The organism is Chryseobacterium mulctrae, assembly GCF_006175945.1.
GTDB classification, from domain to species: Bacteria; Bacteroidota; Bacteroidia; order Flavobacteriales; family Weeksellaceae; genus Chryseobacterium; species Chryseobacterium mulctrae.
Window position 1 is genome coordinate 3,621,554 of record NZ_VAJL01000001.1, and the last position, 13,147, is coordinate 3,634,700.

The 13,147-nt window shown below is 34.0% G+C and carries 13 protein-coding genes; 10 read left to right on the plus strand and 3 right to left on the minus strand.

The annotated features are described in order from the left end of the window. Nucleotides 1-35 precede the first annotated feature (35 nt). The 3 genes from rimO to FDY99_RS16760 all read left to right on the plus strand — a co-directional run bounded on the left by rimO (nucleotide 36) and on the right by FDY99_RS16760 (nucleotide 3,246). The gene (gene rimO / locus FDY99_RS16750; protein WP_139422933.1) at nucleotides 36-1,337 is read left to right on the plus strand and encodes a 30S ribosomal protein S12 methylthiotransferase RimO; all 1,302 of its coding nucleotides are present in this window, start codon (nucleotides 36-38) and stop codon (nucleotides 1,335-1,337) included. A gap of 518 nt (nucleotides 1,338-1,855) precedes the next feature. Continuing rightward, the gene (locus tag FDY99_RS16755; protein ID WP_074231439.1) at nucleotides 1,856-2,227 is read left to right on the plus strand and encodes a septal ring lytic transglycosylase RlpA family protein; all 372 of its coding nucleotides are present in this window, start codon (nucleotides 1,856-1,858) and stop codon (nucleotides 2,225-2,227) included. A gap of 647 nt (nucleotides 2,228-2,874) precedes the next feature. Then, a complete protein-coding gene (locus tag FDY99_RS16760; protein ID WP_139422934.1) occupies nucleotides 2,875-3,246 on the plus strand; it encodes a septal ring lytic transglycosylase RlpA family protein in 372 nt (123 codons plus the stop codon). Between the two features lie 51 nt (nucleotides 3,247-3,297). Here FDY99_RS16760 and FDY99_RS16765 read toward each other — a convergent pair whose 3' ends face one another. The 3 genes from FDY99_RS16765 to porX all read right to left on the minus strand — a co-directional run bounded on the left by FDY99_RS16765 (nucleotide 3,298) and on the right by porX (nucleotide 6,229). Then, the gene (locus tag FDY99_RS16765; RefSeq protein WP_074231443.1) at nucleotides 3,298-4,062 is read right to left on the minus strand and encodes an exodeoxyribonuclease III; all 765 of its coding nucleotides are present in this window, start codon (nucleotides 4,060-4,062) and stop codon (nucleotides 3,298-3,300) included. Nucleotides 4,063-4,129: 67 nt separating this feature from the next. Continuing rightward, a complete protein-coding gene (locus FDY99_RS16770) occupies nucleotides 4,130-4,540 on the minus strand; it encodes an MliC family protein (RefSeq protein ID WP_139422935.1) in 411 nt (136 codons plus the stop codon). A gap of 144 nt (nucleotides 4,541-4,684) precedes the next feature. Then, on the minus strand, nucleotides 4,685-6,229 hold the full coding sequence (gene porX, locus FDY99_RS16775; RefSeq protein ID WP_139422936.1) for a T9SS response regulator signal transducer PorX: 1,545 nt from the start codon (nucleotides 6,227-6,229) through the stop codon (nucleotides 4,685-4,687). Nucleotides 6,230-6,476: 247 nt separating this feature from the next. Between porX and FDY99_RS16780 the strand changes: the two genes are divergently transcribed. The 7 genes from FDY99_RS16780 to FDY99_RS16810 all read left to right on the plus strand — a co-directional run bounded on the left by FDY99_RS16780 (nucleotide 6,477) and on the right by FDY99_RS16810 (nucleotide 13,096). Next, complete coding sequence (locus FDY99_RS16780; protein WP_139422937.1) at nucleotides 6,477-7,682, plus strand: HD domain-containing protein; 1,206 nt, start codon at nucleotides 6,477-6,479, stop codon at nucleotides 7,680-7,682. Nucleotides 7,683-7,770: 88 nt separating this feature from the next. Continuing rightward, complete coding sequence (lpxD, locus tag FDY99_RS16785) at nucleotides 7,771-8,802, plus strand: UDP-3-O-(3-hydroxymyristoyl)glucosamine N-acyltransferase (RefSeq protein WP_074231455.1); 1,032 nt, start codon at nucleotides 7,771-7,773, stop codon at nucleotides 8,800-8,802. Further along, nucleotides 8,795-10,192: a bifunctional UDP-3-O-[3-hydroxymyristoyl] N-acetylglucosamine deacetylase/3-hydroxyacyl-ACP dehydratase gene (locus FDY99_RS16790; RefSeq protein WP_074231457.1), complete on the plus strand. Its 1,398-nt coding sequence runs from the start codon at nucleotides 8,795-8,797 to the stop codon at nucleotides 10,190-10,192. The genes lpxD and FDY99_RS16790 overlap by 8 nt, the downstream gene beginning before the upstream one ends. Then, the gene (gene lpxA / locus FDY99_RS16795) at nucleotides 10,193-10,981 is read left to right on the plus strand and encodes an acyl-ACP--UDP-N-acetylglucosamine O-acyltransferase (protein WP_074231459.1); all 789 of its coding nucleotides are present in this window, start codon (nucleotides 10,193-10,195) and stop codon (nucleotides 10,979-10,981) included. Nucleotides 10,982-10,997: 16 nt separating this feature from the next. Further along, a complete protein-coding gene (locus FDY99_RS16800; RefSeq protein WP_139422938.1) occupies nucleotides 10,998-11,342 on the plus strand; it encodes a hypothetical protein in 345 nt (114 codons plus the stop codon). A 20-nt stretch (nucleotides 11,343-11,362) separates the two neighbouring features. Beyond that, nucleotides 11,363-11,926: an elongation factor P gene (efp, locus tag FDY99_RS16805; RefSeq protein ID WP_066678330.1), complete on the plus strand. Its 564-nt coding sequence runs from the start codon at nucleotides 11,363-11,365 to the stop codon at nucleotides 11,924-11,926. A 267-nt stretch (nucleotides 11,927-12,193) separates the two neighbouring features. Then, complete coding sequence (locus FDY99_RS16810) at nucleotides 12,194-13,096, plus strand: LpxD N-terminal domain-containing protein (protein WP_139423843.1); 903 nt, start codon at nucleotides 12,194-12,196, stop codon at nucleotides 13,094-13,096. Nucleotides 13,097-13,147 lie beyond the last annotated feature (51 nt).

Consider the following 13,147-nt stretch of genomic DNA (forward strand, 5'->3'; position numbering starts at 1 on the left):
TTACTGATTACTAATTACTTATTATTCAATATAAAATGCGCACAAAATCTGTAGGTAAGAAAAAGATAAATATCGTCACGTTGGGATGCTCCAAAAACGTGTACGATTCTGAAGTGTTGATGAGCCAGCTGAAAGCCAACGGAAAAGAAGTTGTGCACGAAGATAGAGGAGATATCGTGGTGATCAATACCTGCGGTTTTATCGATAATGCAAAAGAAGAATCGATCAACACGATTCTAGACTTCGTTGAGGCGAAAAACAGGGGAGAAGTTGAGAAGGTTTTCGTTACAGGATGTCTTTCAGAAAGATATAAACCAGATTTGATAAAAGAAATTCCTGATGTTGACCAATATTTCGGGACAAGAGATCTTCCGATTTTGTTGAAACATTTAGGAGCAGACTATAAACATGAATTGATAGGTGAAAGATTAATAACTACACCAAAACATTACGCATACCTTAAAATCTCTGAAGGTTGCGACAGACCTTGTTCGTTCTGTGCGATTCCTTTGATGAGAGGTGGCCACGTTTCTACGCCGATTGAGAAATTGGTAAAAGAAGCTCAGAAATTAGCGAAAGTAGGTGTAAAGGAATTAATTTTGATTGCTCAGGATTTAACTTATTACGGTTTAGATATTTATAAAAAGAGAGCTTTAGGCGAGCTATTAAAAGAATTGGTAAAAGTAGAAGGAATCGAATGGATTCGTCTTCATTATGCTTTTCCAAGCGGTTTCCCGGAAGATGTTTTAGATATTATCCGTGAAGAGCCGAAAGTTTGTAATTATATAGATATTCCGCTTCAGCACATCAATTCAGATTTGTTGAAATCGATGAAGCGTGGTACAACACACGAAAAAACAAATGCTTTATTAGATAAATTCAGAGAGAAAGTTCCGGATATGGCAATCAGAACGACTCTAATTGTAGGCTATCCTGGTGAAACGGAAGAAAGATTCCATGAATTGAAAGAATGGGTAAGAGAGCAGAAATTCGACAGATTAGGATGCTTCACTTATTCGCATGAAGAAAATACAGGAGCTTACGTTTTGGAAGATGATATTCCACAGGAAGTAAAAGAGGCTAGAGTAGAAGAGATTATGGAATTGCAGTCGCAAATTTCTTGGGATAAAAATCAGAAGAGAATCGGGGAGGTTTATAAATGTATCTTCGACAGAAAAGAAGGAAATTATTTCGTTGGTCGTACAGAATACGATTCTCCGGATGTAGATAATACCGTTTTGGTTTCCGCAGAAGACACTTACATTTCTATCGGTGACTTTGCCAATGTGAAAATTACTTCAGCAGAAGAATTTGATTTGTACGGAGAACTTGTTTAAGTTTAAAGATAAAAAAGTAAAAACCAATGATTTTTTCATTGGTTTTTTATTTTCGTTAAAATTAAAGTTTTGTTTTTAGTTAAATTTTTGAAAAAGATACTGTCCAAATTCTTTTCCTGCAGAAAATATTCCTATTAAAAGCACCGCCAAAACTAGAATAAGCAGGATTTTGTTGTTTTTTAATTTTTCCATAGCATTTTATGATTTACAAATAAGTAGAATGTTTTTTTAATTAGTTACAACGATTTTTATAAGTTTTAAAATTTATTTAAATTATTGATTTTCAATTATTTAAATATTTATAAAATACCGAATTATGTATCGATTAGTTAATTATATTAACATTTGAGTCTTTTTTTTAACGTTTTTTAACACTAGGCTTTAAAATCCCTATTTATAGGCACTTACAAGATTAATTAAGTTTTATTTAAGTTTTACTTAACGTTTGTTAACATTTAAAATAGGCAGGTAAAAAGTTTAAGTATAGTTTTGCCTCGTCAAACAAGTAAAAGTTCAAAATGATGAAAAGATTCATTCTCGTAATCATAATGATGATTTCAACACTAGGTATTTATTCATTTACGAATAATGCTGTAGATGCGAAGAAAACAAGTTATGCATCGTACTACCACGATAAATTTAACGGTAGAAAAACTGCAAGCGGTGAGATTTTTGATAATTCAAAACTTACTGCAGCACACAGAACGCTTCCTTTTGGTACTGAAATAAGGGTAACCAATCTGAATAATGGAAAAGAGGTAATTGTAACGGTTAATGATAGAGGACCTTTCCATTCATCAAGAGCTTTAGATATGTCTAAAGCCGCGTTCGATGAAATCGGAAATACCGATCGCGGTACCATTCCGGTGGAATTTGAAATTGTCGATTAATTTATGATTTAAATTAGAAAGCCAGCTAAATTTTAGCTGGCTTTTATGTTTTCTGACATTTGCTCATTAACACCAGTTATGCAGAGAATTTCCATTTTAATAAACCATTCTATAGAGAGTAATGTTGATATCTGCAATTTGAGCTCCAGATGAGTTCAGTATTTTAGATGATCCTAAAATAGGAATGGTTTAATATAGGTCAATTCAATCTGGGAAATTATTTTAAGTACAAACAATTTCTTTTTTATCTTAAAACTTCTTTTTTCAATTTGATGGATTTACCTTACATCTATTGACAGAATTTCAATGGATATTGTATAAAAATTAAAGAATCAAATTCATATAAGAAAATAAAATATGGATTAATCGAGTTGTTTTTCAAACTGTATTGTTTGATTAAAATACTGTTTAATAGTGTATTATATTTCTTTTTGAATTAGTATTATGTAATGATTAGTTAATTAAATTATTGTTTACATGTTTTTTTTTAACGTTTTTTAACGCCCTGCTTCAATTCCACTATTAATAGGAAATTACAAACTTTTTTAAGTTTTAATTAAGTTTTATTTAATACTTGTTAACCATTAAAATAGAGAGGTATAATGTTTAGATATACTTTTGCCCCGTCAAACAAGTAAAAGTTCAACATGATGAAAAGATTCATTCTCGTAATCATAATGATGATTTCAACATTAGGCATTTATTCATTTACGAATAATGCTGTAGATGCGAAGAAAACAAGTTATGCATCGTACTACCACGATAAATTTAACGGTAGAAAAACTGCAAGCGGTGAGATTTTTGATAATTCAAAACTTACTGCAGCGCACAGAACGCTTCCTTTTGGTACCGTAGTTAGGATTACCAATTTGAACAATGGTAAAGAAGTAATTGTATCGATTAATGATAGAGGTCCTTTCCATTCAGCAAGAGCATTAGATATGTCTAAAGCTGCGTTCGATGAAATCGGAAATACCGACCGCGGTGTTATTCTGGTGGAATATGAAATTGTCGATTAATTTATGATTTAAATTAGAAAGCCAGCTAAATTTTAGCTGGCTTTTATGTTTTTAGAGATTAAACTCGATTAAGGCAGGGCAATGATCAGAATGTACCGCTTCTTTTAAGATAACTGCTCTGCTGAGTTTATCTTTTAAAGAATAAGAAGCAAAGTTGTAATCTAATCTCCAACCTTTGTTATTCGCTCTTGCGTTTTGTCTGTAACTCCACCAGGTGTAATTGTCGGGTTCGTTATTAAAAAATCTGAAACTGTCTATCAATTCGCATTCTTCTATGAAATTGGTCATCCATTCTCTTTCCATTGGCAAAAAGCCGGAAGTGTTTTTTAAACCAACAGGATTATGAATGTCAATCGCCTGATGACAAATATTAAAATCTCCGGAAATAATCAAATTCGGAATTTCTTTCTTTAAATTTTTAATATACTCTAAAAAGTCATGGCAAAACTGCATTTTAAATTCCAGTCTTTCAATATTTGAAGCAGAAGGAACGTAGACAGAAATTACAGAAAACCCGTCAAAATCTGCACGGATGATTCTTCCTTCATTATCATAGCTTTCAATTCCGCACCCATATTCTACATGATTGGGTTTTGTTTTAGATGCAATTCCAACTCCGCTGTAGCCTTTTCTCTGTGCAGAATGCCAATAACTGTGATATCCTGCTTTTTCAAGACTTTCGATGTCGATCTGATCATTCCCAGCTTTACTTTCCTGAATGCAGATAATATCCGGATCGGCAGTTTTCAGCCATCCTAAAAAATCTTTGGTAAAAGCGGCTCTGATGCCGTTGACGTTGTAGGTAATTAATCTCATAAAATAAATATACAAGCAAAGTTATAAAAACAAATGCCGGTTTTTGTACCGACATTCATTAACTTGTTTATTTTTCGCTTTTAAAAATTAACTTTCCGTCTTTGTGAAGTTCGTTTTCATTTCCTTTGCCTCGTAATTCGTAATGGTCATTTTTATACCAAATTCCAGATGCTGGTTTTTGACCTTCAAGCTCTATCGTTTCACCATTGAATACTAAAGTAGCTGTGTTTTTTGTATTATTAAATGTCACGTCTAATTTTTTTCCGTCTTTATCGGACAAGGTAGTTTTGATAATTTCAGAATTAGATTCTGGTTTATTGCTTACCAAAGAATCACTTGCAGGTTGGTTGGTAGAATCTGTCGGAGAACTCACGATAGAATCTGAGCCCAAAGATGATTCTGTTGTTTTGTTTTCTTTTTTGCAAGCTGCTAAAGTTAATACTGCAACAAAAGAAGCTGCCAAAATGTTTTTAGTCATAATTATTATATTTCTTAAGGGTAACAATGTATCTCAAATTACATACCAAAATTCGGGCAGAAAAAATCTTAGATTTTTTCTGCCCGAACTAAAGCTTTTAAATTAAATGTCAGATAAAAGCAATTAAAAGCCAATAGCTAACTATTATTTCGGTTCCAGAATACTGATCGGGATAATGCATTCTTCTAAAGAAATTCCACCGTGCTGATAAGTTTCCTTATAATAGTTTACAAAGTGATTGTAGTTTTTAGGATAGGCTAAAAATGTATTGTTTTTGGCAAAAATATATTTTGAGCTCAGATTTCCTTTCGGTAAAAACAGTTTTTCAGGATTGCTTACTGCCCAAACATCTTTATCATCATAGGTTAAGCTTTTTCCTGTTTTATAACGGATGTTGGTTGAGGTTTCTCTGTCTCCAACAACTCTGCTTGGTTTTTTCACGTAAACCGTTCCGTGATCGGTCGTAATAACCAGTTTAAACCCGCTTTCTGCGGCAAGCTTTATAATTTTTATTAAAGATGAGTTCTCAAACCAATTCGATGTTAAAGATCTGAAAGTTTTATCATCTCTAATTAGCTGATCAACAATGTGATTGTCGGTTTTTGCGTGTGATAGAATATCGATAAAGTTGTAAACAATCACCAAAAGATCATTGTTTTTGTGCTGATTAAAATCATCATAGATTTTTCTTTCAAAATCGGCATTCAAAACTTTTAAATATTTCATTGATTTAGAACTCAAACCAACTCTTTTCATCTGATCTTCTAAGAAATCGCGTTCAAACTCATTCTTGTTTCCTTCTTCATTGTCGTTAAACCATTTTTCAGGGAAACGTTTTTCAATTTCTGAAGGCAAAAGTCCTGCGAAAAAAGAATTTCTTGCATATTGTGTGGCAGTTGGAAGAATACTGTAATAATAATCTTCAGAAACTTTATTGTAATATTTGGTGAAAAGAGGCTCTATTACTTTCCATTGGTCATATCTCAAATTATCAACCATCAAAAGAAGAACCTTTTCTTTTTCAACTTCAGGTTTTACTTTATCTTTAAATAAAGTGTGGCTCATCATTGGTTTATCTAAACCATTCAACCAGTCTTCGTAATTGTTTTCGATAAATTTTGCAAACTGAATATTCGCTTCCTCTTTCTGTGACTGTAGAAGATCTGCAAACTCGTTATCGGTTACTTTATCAAATTTAAGCTCCCAATTCACGATTTTTTTATAGTATTCTGCCCAATCCTGATACGTTCTCAGGTAAGAAAGTTCCATCGAAAGGTTTCTGAATTCCTGCTGATATTGAAGAATTGTTTTCTGCTCTACCAAATTTTCTTCCTGAAGATTCTTTTTTAATGAAAGTAAAATCTGGTTTGGGTTTACAGGCTTTAAAATATAATCTGCAATCTGCGAACCGATTGCTTCTTCCATGATGTGCTCTTCTTCGCTTTTGGTTACCATTACGATTTTCAAAGCATTGTCTTTTTCTTTAATCATCGGAATTGCTTCCAAACCGGAAATTCCCGGCATATTTTCGTCGATTAACGTTAAATCAAATTTTTCAGAATCAATAAGTTCTAAAGCCTCATTCACATTGTTCACCGGAGTTACAACGTAACCTTTCTTTTCAAGAAAAACGATATGGGGTTTTAGTAAATCTATTTCATCATCAATCCATAATATTTTGTTTGACATATAAGTTTATTTTTTATGCGGAATATAGTATCAAAACTGCGACCAAAACTTTATAAAACCTCACAAAATAAGAGGCTTAAAAGTTAAATCTTAGTTAAAGATTTTTATCTCAAATTATTGCATGAAGATAAGATAAATACTGCGATTTGTAAACAAATTTTAATGTTTATATTCTAAAATAATAATCGGCTGTTTTCTTTGAATTGACTTTAAAAACCTAATTTTGCAATAGTCTCAGAATATTTCCATGCAGAACAAGCTTAAAATCATCAACGATCCGGTACACGGTTTCATCAAAATTCCTCACGAAATCTTATTTGATGTTATCGAACATCCTTATTTTCAAAGATTAAGAAGAATTTCGCAGACCGGGCTTTTAAATTTAATTTTTCCGGGAGCAACGCATACAAGATTTCATCATGCAATTGGCGCGATGCATTTAATGTTTACCGCTTTGGAAACCTTAAAGCAAAAAGGAGTTGCCATTTCTGTGGAAGAAGAAAAAGGAGCGATGTTGGCAATTCTGATGCACGATATTGGTCACGGTCCGTTTTCTCATGCTCTGGAAAGTATGCTGATGGATGATTGGCATCACGAAAATCTTTCATTATTATTAATGAACAGGCTGAATGAAGAATTTGATGGACAGTTATCGACGGCAATAGAAATGTTTCAAGGAAAATACCACAGGAAATTTTTTAATCAGCTGATCAGTTCGCAATTGGATGTCGATCGTTTAGATTATTTAAACAGAGATAGTTTTTTCACAGGAGTTTCAGAAGGAAATATCAATACACAAAGGATTATTTCAATGATGAATGTCTGCGAAGAAGAATTGGTAATTGATGCAAAAGGTGTTTATTCTATCGAAAATTTTTTGACGGCAAGAATGTTTATGTATTGGCAGGTTTATTACCATAAAACTTCAGCGTTGGCAGAATTTATTTTGGTGAAAATTCTTGAAAGAGCAAAATATCTGGTTTCGGAAGGAATCGACTTACCGGCAACTGAAAATTTGAAATATTTTTTAAACAGAGGAAAAAGTGCAGCAACCGATGAAGATGTTGAGCGTTTTACACAACTTGACGATAATGATATTGTTCAGGCGATGAAACTATGGCAAAAATCAGAAGATTTTGTTTTGGCTTATTGGTGTAAATGTGTGATTCAGCGTAATTTTCCAAAAACAATTATCTCTTCGCATCCTTTTGATGAGAAATTTATTGAAGAAAAAATAAATAACACAAACGAATTTTTTGGAATCGATAACGGGGGTGAATTAGTTCACCAAATTACAAGAAGTTTACTTCCTTATGATACAGAAAAACAACCTATTTATCTTCTTCAGAAAAGCGGAAAGGTTTTGAAATTAGATGAGTCAGAAGATCAGCTTTTGTCTGGTCTCATCGTACATAAGACGAAAAGATACATCCTTGCATTTCCAAGAATGTGATGCTTAATTTTCTTAAATATTATTAAAATCGATATTCCATAAACTAAAAAATGTTTGCGAATAAGAGAATTTCTTATCTTTGCAGAATATGGAATTTACAGCTTCGCAAATTGCAAGTTTTATTGACGGAAAAATCATAGGTGACGAAAACGCACTTATTACCGGAGTTTCCCCTATTGAGAGTGGAGAATCCGGCCATCTTTCTTTTGTTGCACAAGATCGTTTTGCGCATCACTTAGAGACTTCGCAATGTTCGGTACTTATTGTTACCGAGACCCTTATCAATAAAGATCAATATAATCCTACCATTATAGCTGTAAAAGATGCTTATCTTTCTTTTCAGATTTTAATGAATCTGTATCAGGAAATGCAGGGCAGAAAAGAAGGTGTTGAAGATGGTTCTTCCATTCACGACACGGCTGTTATAGGAGATAGAGTTTATATTGGTACATTTACCTATGTTTCAGAAAAGGCTAAAATTGGTGAAGGTACACAGATTTTTCCTCAAGTCTACATTGGTAAAGGAGTGAAGATTGGTAAAAACTGTAAAATAGACAGTGGTGCAAGAATCTATGATTACTGCATTATTGGTGATAATTGTGTGATACATTCCAATACCGTTATCGGTGGTGACGGATTTGGTTTTCAACCCACTCCGGAAGGTTTCCAAAAAATTCCTCAGTTAGGAAATGTTATTATTGAAGATAACGTGGAAATCGGTTCTAACTGTAGTATCGACAGAGCTACAATTGGCTCTACAACCATTGGGAAAGGCACAAAAATCGATAACTTGATTCAGATTGCACACAACGTAAAAATCGGTGCAAACAATGTAATTGCTGCGCAAGCGGGAATTGCAGGTTCTACTACGATTGGAGATTGGAACCAAATTGGCGGTCAGGTTGGAATTGTAGGTCATATAAAAATAGGAAATCAGGTGAAAATTCAGGCGCAAAGTGGAGTGAACTCCAGCGTTAATGATAAAGATACCGTTTATGGTTCTCCAGCGATCAGCTATAATGACTATCTTAGAAGCTACGTGCATTTCAGGAACCTTCCTGAACTTGCGAAAAGAATAAATAATCTTGAGAATAACTCAAAAGATCATACTAATGAGTGATATGCAAAAAACCCTTCAGGAAGAGGTAACTCTTTCTGGAATCGGTCTTCATACTGGTAAAGAAGTAAAATTGACCATTAAACCTGCAAAAGAAAATACAGGTTTTGTTTTCGTACGAACAGATCTTGAAGGAAGACCTCATGTAGAAGCAGACGTAAATTACGTGGTGGCTACAGAAAGAGGAACTACTTTGGAAAAACTTGGCGTTAAAATCAATACCTGCGAACATCTTTTAGCTGCTTTGGTTGGTTGTGATATCGACAATGCTGTTATGGAAATGGATGCTTCAGAACCTCCAATTTTAGATGGTTCTTCGAAGTTTTTTGTTGAAGCAATCGAAAGTGTAGGTATTGTAGAGCAGGCTGTTGCAAGAGAATATCTTGTTGTAAAAGAGGTATTGAGCTACAGCGACCCGGCAACAGGTTCAGAAATTACAATTATCCCTTCAGATCATTACGAAGTGACTACTATGGTAGATTTTGGGACCAAAGTTTTAGGAACTCAGAATGCTACTCTTAAAAATATTTCAGAATTTAAAGAAGAAATTTCTTCTGCAAGAACATTCAGCTTTTTGCATGAATTAGAAATGCTTCTTGATCACGGTTTAATCAAAGGCGGAGATATTTCTAACGCTATTGTTTACGTTGACAAAGATCTTACTGTAGAAACTACAGAAAAACTAAAAAAAGCTTTTGGTAAAGATCACGTATCGATTAGACCCAATGGTATTTTAGATAATTTAACTTTAAACTATCCAAACGAAGCTGCAAGACACAAATTATTAGACGTAATAGGTGATTTAGCTTTAACCGGTGTTAAAATTAAAGGAAAAGTTATTGCCAATAAACCTGGACATTTTGTAAATACTCAGTTTGCTAAAAAGCTAAACCGTCAGTGGAAGTTACAGAAAAAGAAAAACGTTCCTGAGTTTGATTTAACAAAAGAGCCTGTTTTCGACATCAACGGAATTATGAAGTTGATGCCTCACAGACCTCCTTTCTTATTGATTGATAAGATTCTTGAACTATCTGATTCTCATGTGGTTGGTTTGAAAAATGTTACAATGAATGAACCTTTCTTCGTTGGACATTTTCCTAAAGAACCAGTGATGCCTGGAGTTTTACAAGTAGAAGCTTTGGCACAAACCGGAGGTATCTTGGTTTTGGCGAGCGTTCCAGATCCTGAAAATTATTCAACTTATTTCATTAAAATTGATAAAGTGAAATTTAAGAGAAAAGTTGTACCAGGTGATACAATGATTTTCAAAATTGAATTAATAGAGCCTATCAGAAGAGGTATTGTTCACATGCAGGGTTACGGATATGTTGGTGATACTGTAGCAGTAGAAGCAGAATTGATGGCTCAAGTTGCAAAAAATAAAATTGACTAAATGATTCATCAATTAGCGGCCGTAGATAAACGTGCAAAAATTGGCAGAAATGTAGTAGTAGAACCTTTCACAACAATTGCTGCAGATGTGGAGATTGGTGAAGGTACATGGATAGGATCTAATGTAACCATCATGGATGGTGCGAGAATCGGAAAAAACTGTAAAATTTTCCCGGGAACGGTAATTTCTGCAATTCCGCAGGATTTAAAGTTTGACGGAGAAGACACACAGACCATCATCGGAGATAACACTACTTTGAGAGAATGTGTGACAGTAAATAAAGGAACAAAAGCTTTAGGATACACCAAAGTAGGAGATAACTGTCTGATAATGGCGACTTCTCACGTAGCCCACGATTGCATCATCGGGAACAATGTAATTATTGCAAACGGTTGTGGTATTGCAGGTCATGTTGAAATAGGTGATTTTACAGTAATGGGTGGTCTTTCTGCGGTTCAGCAATTCGGTAAGATTGGGAAACATACGATGGTTTCCGGAGGATCATTAATCAGAAAAGATATTCCGCCTTACATTAAAGTTGCAAGAGAGCCAATTTCTTACGCTGGAATTAATTCTGTAGGTTTAAGAAGAAGAGGATTTACCAACGATAAGATTTTCGAAATTCAGAAAATTTACAGATATATCTTTCAGATGAAAATGAATGTTACACAGGCATTGGTTTACATCGAAAAAGAAATGCTTCCAACGGCTGAAAGAGATGAGATTTTAGAATTCATCAAAAACTCTCCGGGAGGTATTGTAAAAGGATACGGAACAAGTAAAGAATAATTTTAAGTTTGAAATAATGAAGACTTTAGTTTTGGTTTTTACAGTTTTATCAACATTTGTTTTTGCTCAGCAAAAAAGAAATTTATCTTCAGATAATGACTCTTTGGCGGTAAAAAATGTAAATTCTATTCTAACCCATTCAAAAAAATCTTTTTCAAATTTAAATTCAGATCTAAAGAGTTCATCAGAAGTGAATAAAAATTTAGACCAGCTTTTAATCAACACGATCAATTTCAATACGGTTATTAATAATCGTTCTGTAACTCCTACGGATGCAGGAACATTTTATAAACCGAGAGTTGATGCAATGGATATGCTTGGGAGAAAAGTTTTGAGTCTTCAGGTCTACAAATCAAAATAAAGAAAATAATATAAAAATTAATGGCAACAAGTAACGATATCAGAAAAGGTCTTTGCATCGAATTCAGCAATGATATTTTCAAAATTATTGAGTTTCTTCACGTAAAACCAGGGAAAGGCCCGGCTTTCGTAAGAACAAAAATGAAATCTGTAACGAACGGAAAAGTTCTTGATAACACTTTTTCTGCAGGTCACAAAATCGACGAAGTAAAAGTAATCACGAGAAAATTCCAGTATCTTTATGATGACGAGAATGGTTTCCACTTTATGAATAACGAAGATTTTTCTCAGCTATATTTAAACAAAGAAATGATCGAAAACTCAAACCTGATGAAAGCAGGTGAAGAAGTTACTATCATTTTGAAAGAGGCAGACGAAACTCCGCTTTCTGCTGAATTGCCACAGTCAGTTTATTTAGAAGTTATCGAAGCTGATCCGGGTGTGAAAGGAAACACTGCTACCAATGCCTTGAAAAACGCAATCGTTGAGACAGGAGCAAGAGTAATGGTTCCTTTGTTCATCGAGCCGGGTGACAAAATCAAAGTGAGCACAGAAGACGGTTCTTACTTGGAAAGAGTAAAGTAAGAATCTTACAATATCATGAAGCTGGAAGATCATAACTTTCAGCTTTCATTTTTTTATGGCAGCAATTTCCGCCCTCCGTTCCCGCTTTTTTGCCTCCGCTTCGCTCCGCAAAAAGAGCTCCACTCAGGTCGGGCTGCAATGTAAACAGAAAAATAAATTTTGTCAGAATATCAGATTTTGACCAAATTAATTCAAAAGATCATTAAAAACCGTGTCAAGGTTTCAAACTTTGACACGGTTGAAAATTTAAAAACATCATTTAAAAATATGACGTTTCATCAGCCACAAAAACTCAAAACAATTGCAGATCTTATCGGAGCAAAATTCATTGGCTCTGAAGATTTTGAAGTATTGGGAACCAACGAAATTCACAGAGTAAAATCTGGCGAAATTGTTTTCGTTAATCACCCAAAATACTACGATAAAGCCATAAACTCTGCAGCAACCATTATCTTAATCGATAAAGAAGTAGAATGTCCGGAAGGTAAAGCGCTTTTAGTTTCAGACGATCCTTTCAGAGATTTCAACAAAATAAATACGCATTTCACAAGAATTTATAACTTCACCGAAACGCTTCATGATGTAGAAATTGGCGAAGGAACAAAAATTCACCCTTCAGCAGTTTTAGGAAACAATATTACCATCGGAAAAAACACTTTAATTTTTCCAAACGTAGTGATTGGCGACAGAACGGTTATTGGTGATAATGTTGTCATTCAATCGAACACTGTTTTGGGCGGCGATGCATTTTATTACAGGAAACTCAACGGAAATTTCGACCGTTTAATCTCTGTAGGAAATGTAATTATCGAAAATAATGTAGAAATCGGGAACAGTTGTACCATTGATAGGGGAGTTACAGATTCTACGATTATTGGTGAAGGTTCAGTTTTAGATAATCAGATTCAGATTGGTCACGATACCGTAATCGGTAAAAAATGCCTGATTGCTTCACAAGTTGGCGTTGCAGGATGTTGTATTATTGGCGATGAGGTAACTCTTTGGGGACAAGTTGGTATCGCTTCCGGAAATACCATCGAAGGCGGTTCTATAATTTTAGGCAAAACCGGTGTCAACAGAGACCTTAAAAAAGGAACTTACATCGGAATGTTTGCAGAAGATTTTAAAACTTATCTTAAAAAAGAAGTGAAATTGAGAAGTCTTGAATAAACAAATTGCTCGGTTTTATCTAAAATCAAAGAAAAATAAGTAAATTTGTGA

What these genes read in the sequence shown, in the direction of transcription:
- FDY99_RS16780 (WP_139422937.1), top strand. Translation starts at nt 6,477, where the DNA reads ATGCAGAACAAGCTTAAAATCATCAACGATCCGGTACACGGTTTCATC.
- FDY99_RS16790 (WP_074231457.1), top strand. Translation starts at nt 8,795, where the DNA reads ATGAGTGATATGCAAAAAACCCTTCAGGAAGAGGTAACTCTTTCTGGA.
- FDY99_RS16800 (WP_139422938.1), top strand. Translation starts at nt 10,998, where the DNA reads ATGAAGACTTTAGTTTTGGTTTTTACAGTTTTATCAACATTTGTTTTT.
- FDY99_RS16765 (WP_074231443.1), bottom strand. Translation starts at nt 4,062, where the DNA reads ATGAGATTAATTACCTACAACGTCAACGGCATCAGAGCCGCTTTTACC.
- porX (WP_139422936.1), bottom strand. Translation starts at nt 6,229, where the DNA reads ATGTCAAACAAAATATTATGGATTGATGATGAAATAGATTTACTAAAA.
- FDY99_RS16810 (WP_139423843.1), top strand. Translation starts at nt 12,194, where the DNA reads ATGACGTTTCATCAGCCACAAAAACTCAAAACAATTGCAGATCTTATC.
- lpxA (WP_074231459.1), top strand. Translation starts at nt 10,193, where the DNA reads ATGATTCATCAATTAGCGGCCGTAGATAAACGTGCAAAAATTGGCAGA.
- rimO (WP_139422933.1), top strand. Translation starts at nt 36, where the DNA reads ATGCGCACAAAATCTGTAGGTAAGAAAAAGATAAATATCGTCACGTTG.
- efp (WP_066678330.1), top strand. Translation starts at nt 11,363, where the DNA reads ATGGCAACAAGTAACGATATCAGAAAAGGTCTTTGCATCGAATTCAGC.
- FDY99_RS16770 (WP_139422935.1), bottom strand. Translation starts at nt 4,540, where the DNA reads ATGACTAAAAACATTTTGGCAGCTTCTTTTGTTGCAGTATTAACTTTA.
- FDY99_RS16760 (WP_139422934.1), top strand. Translation starts at nt 2,875, where the DNA reads ATGATGAAAAGATTCATTCTCGTAATCATAATGATGATTTCAACATTA.
- lpxD (WP_074231455.1), top strand. Translation starts at nt 7,771, where the DNA reads ATGGAATTTACAGCTTCGCAAATTGCAAGTTTTATTGACGGAAAAATC.
- FDY99_RS16755 (WP_074231439.1), top strand. Translation starts at nt 1,856, where the DNA reads ATGATGAAAAGATTCATTCTCGTAATCATAATGATGATTTCAACACTA.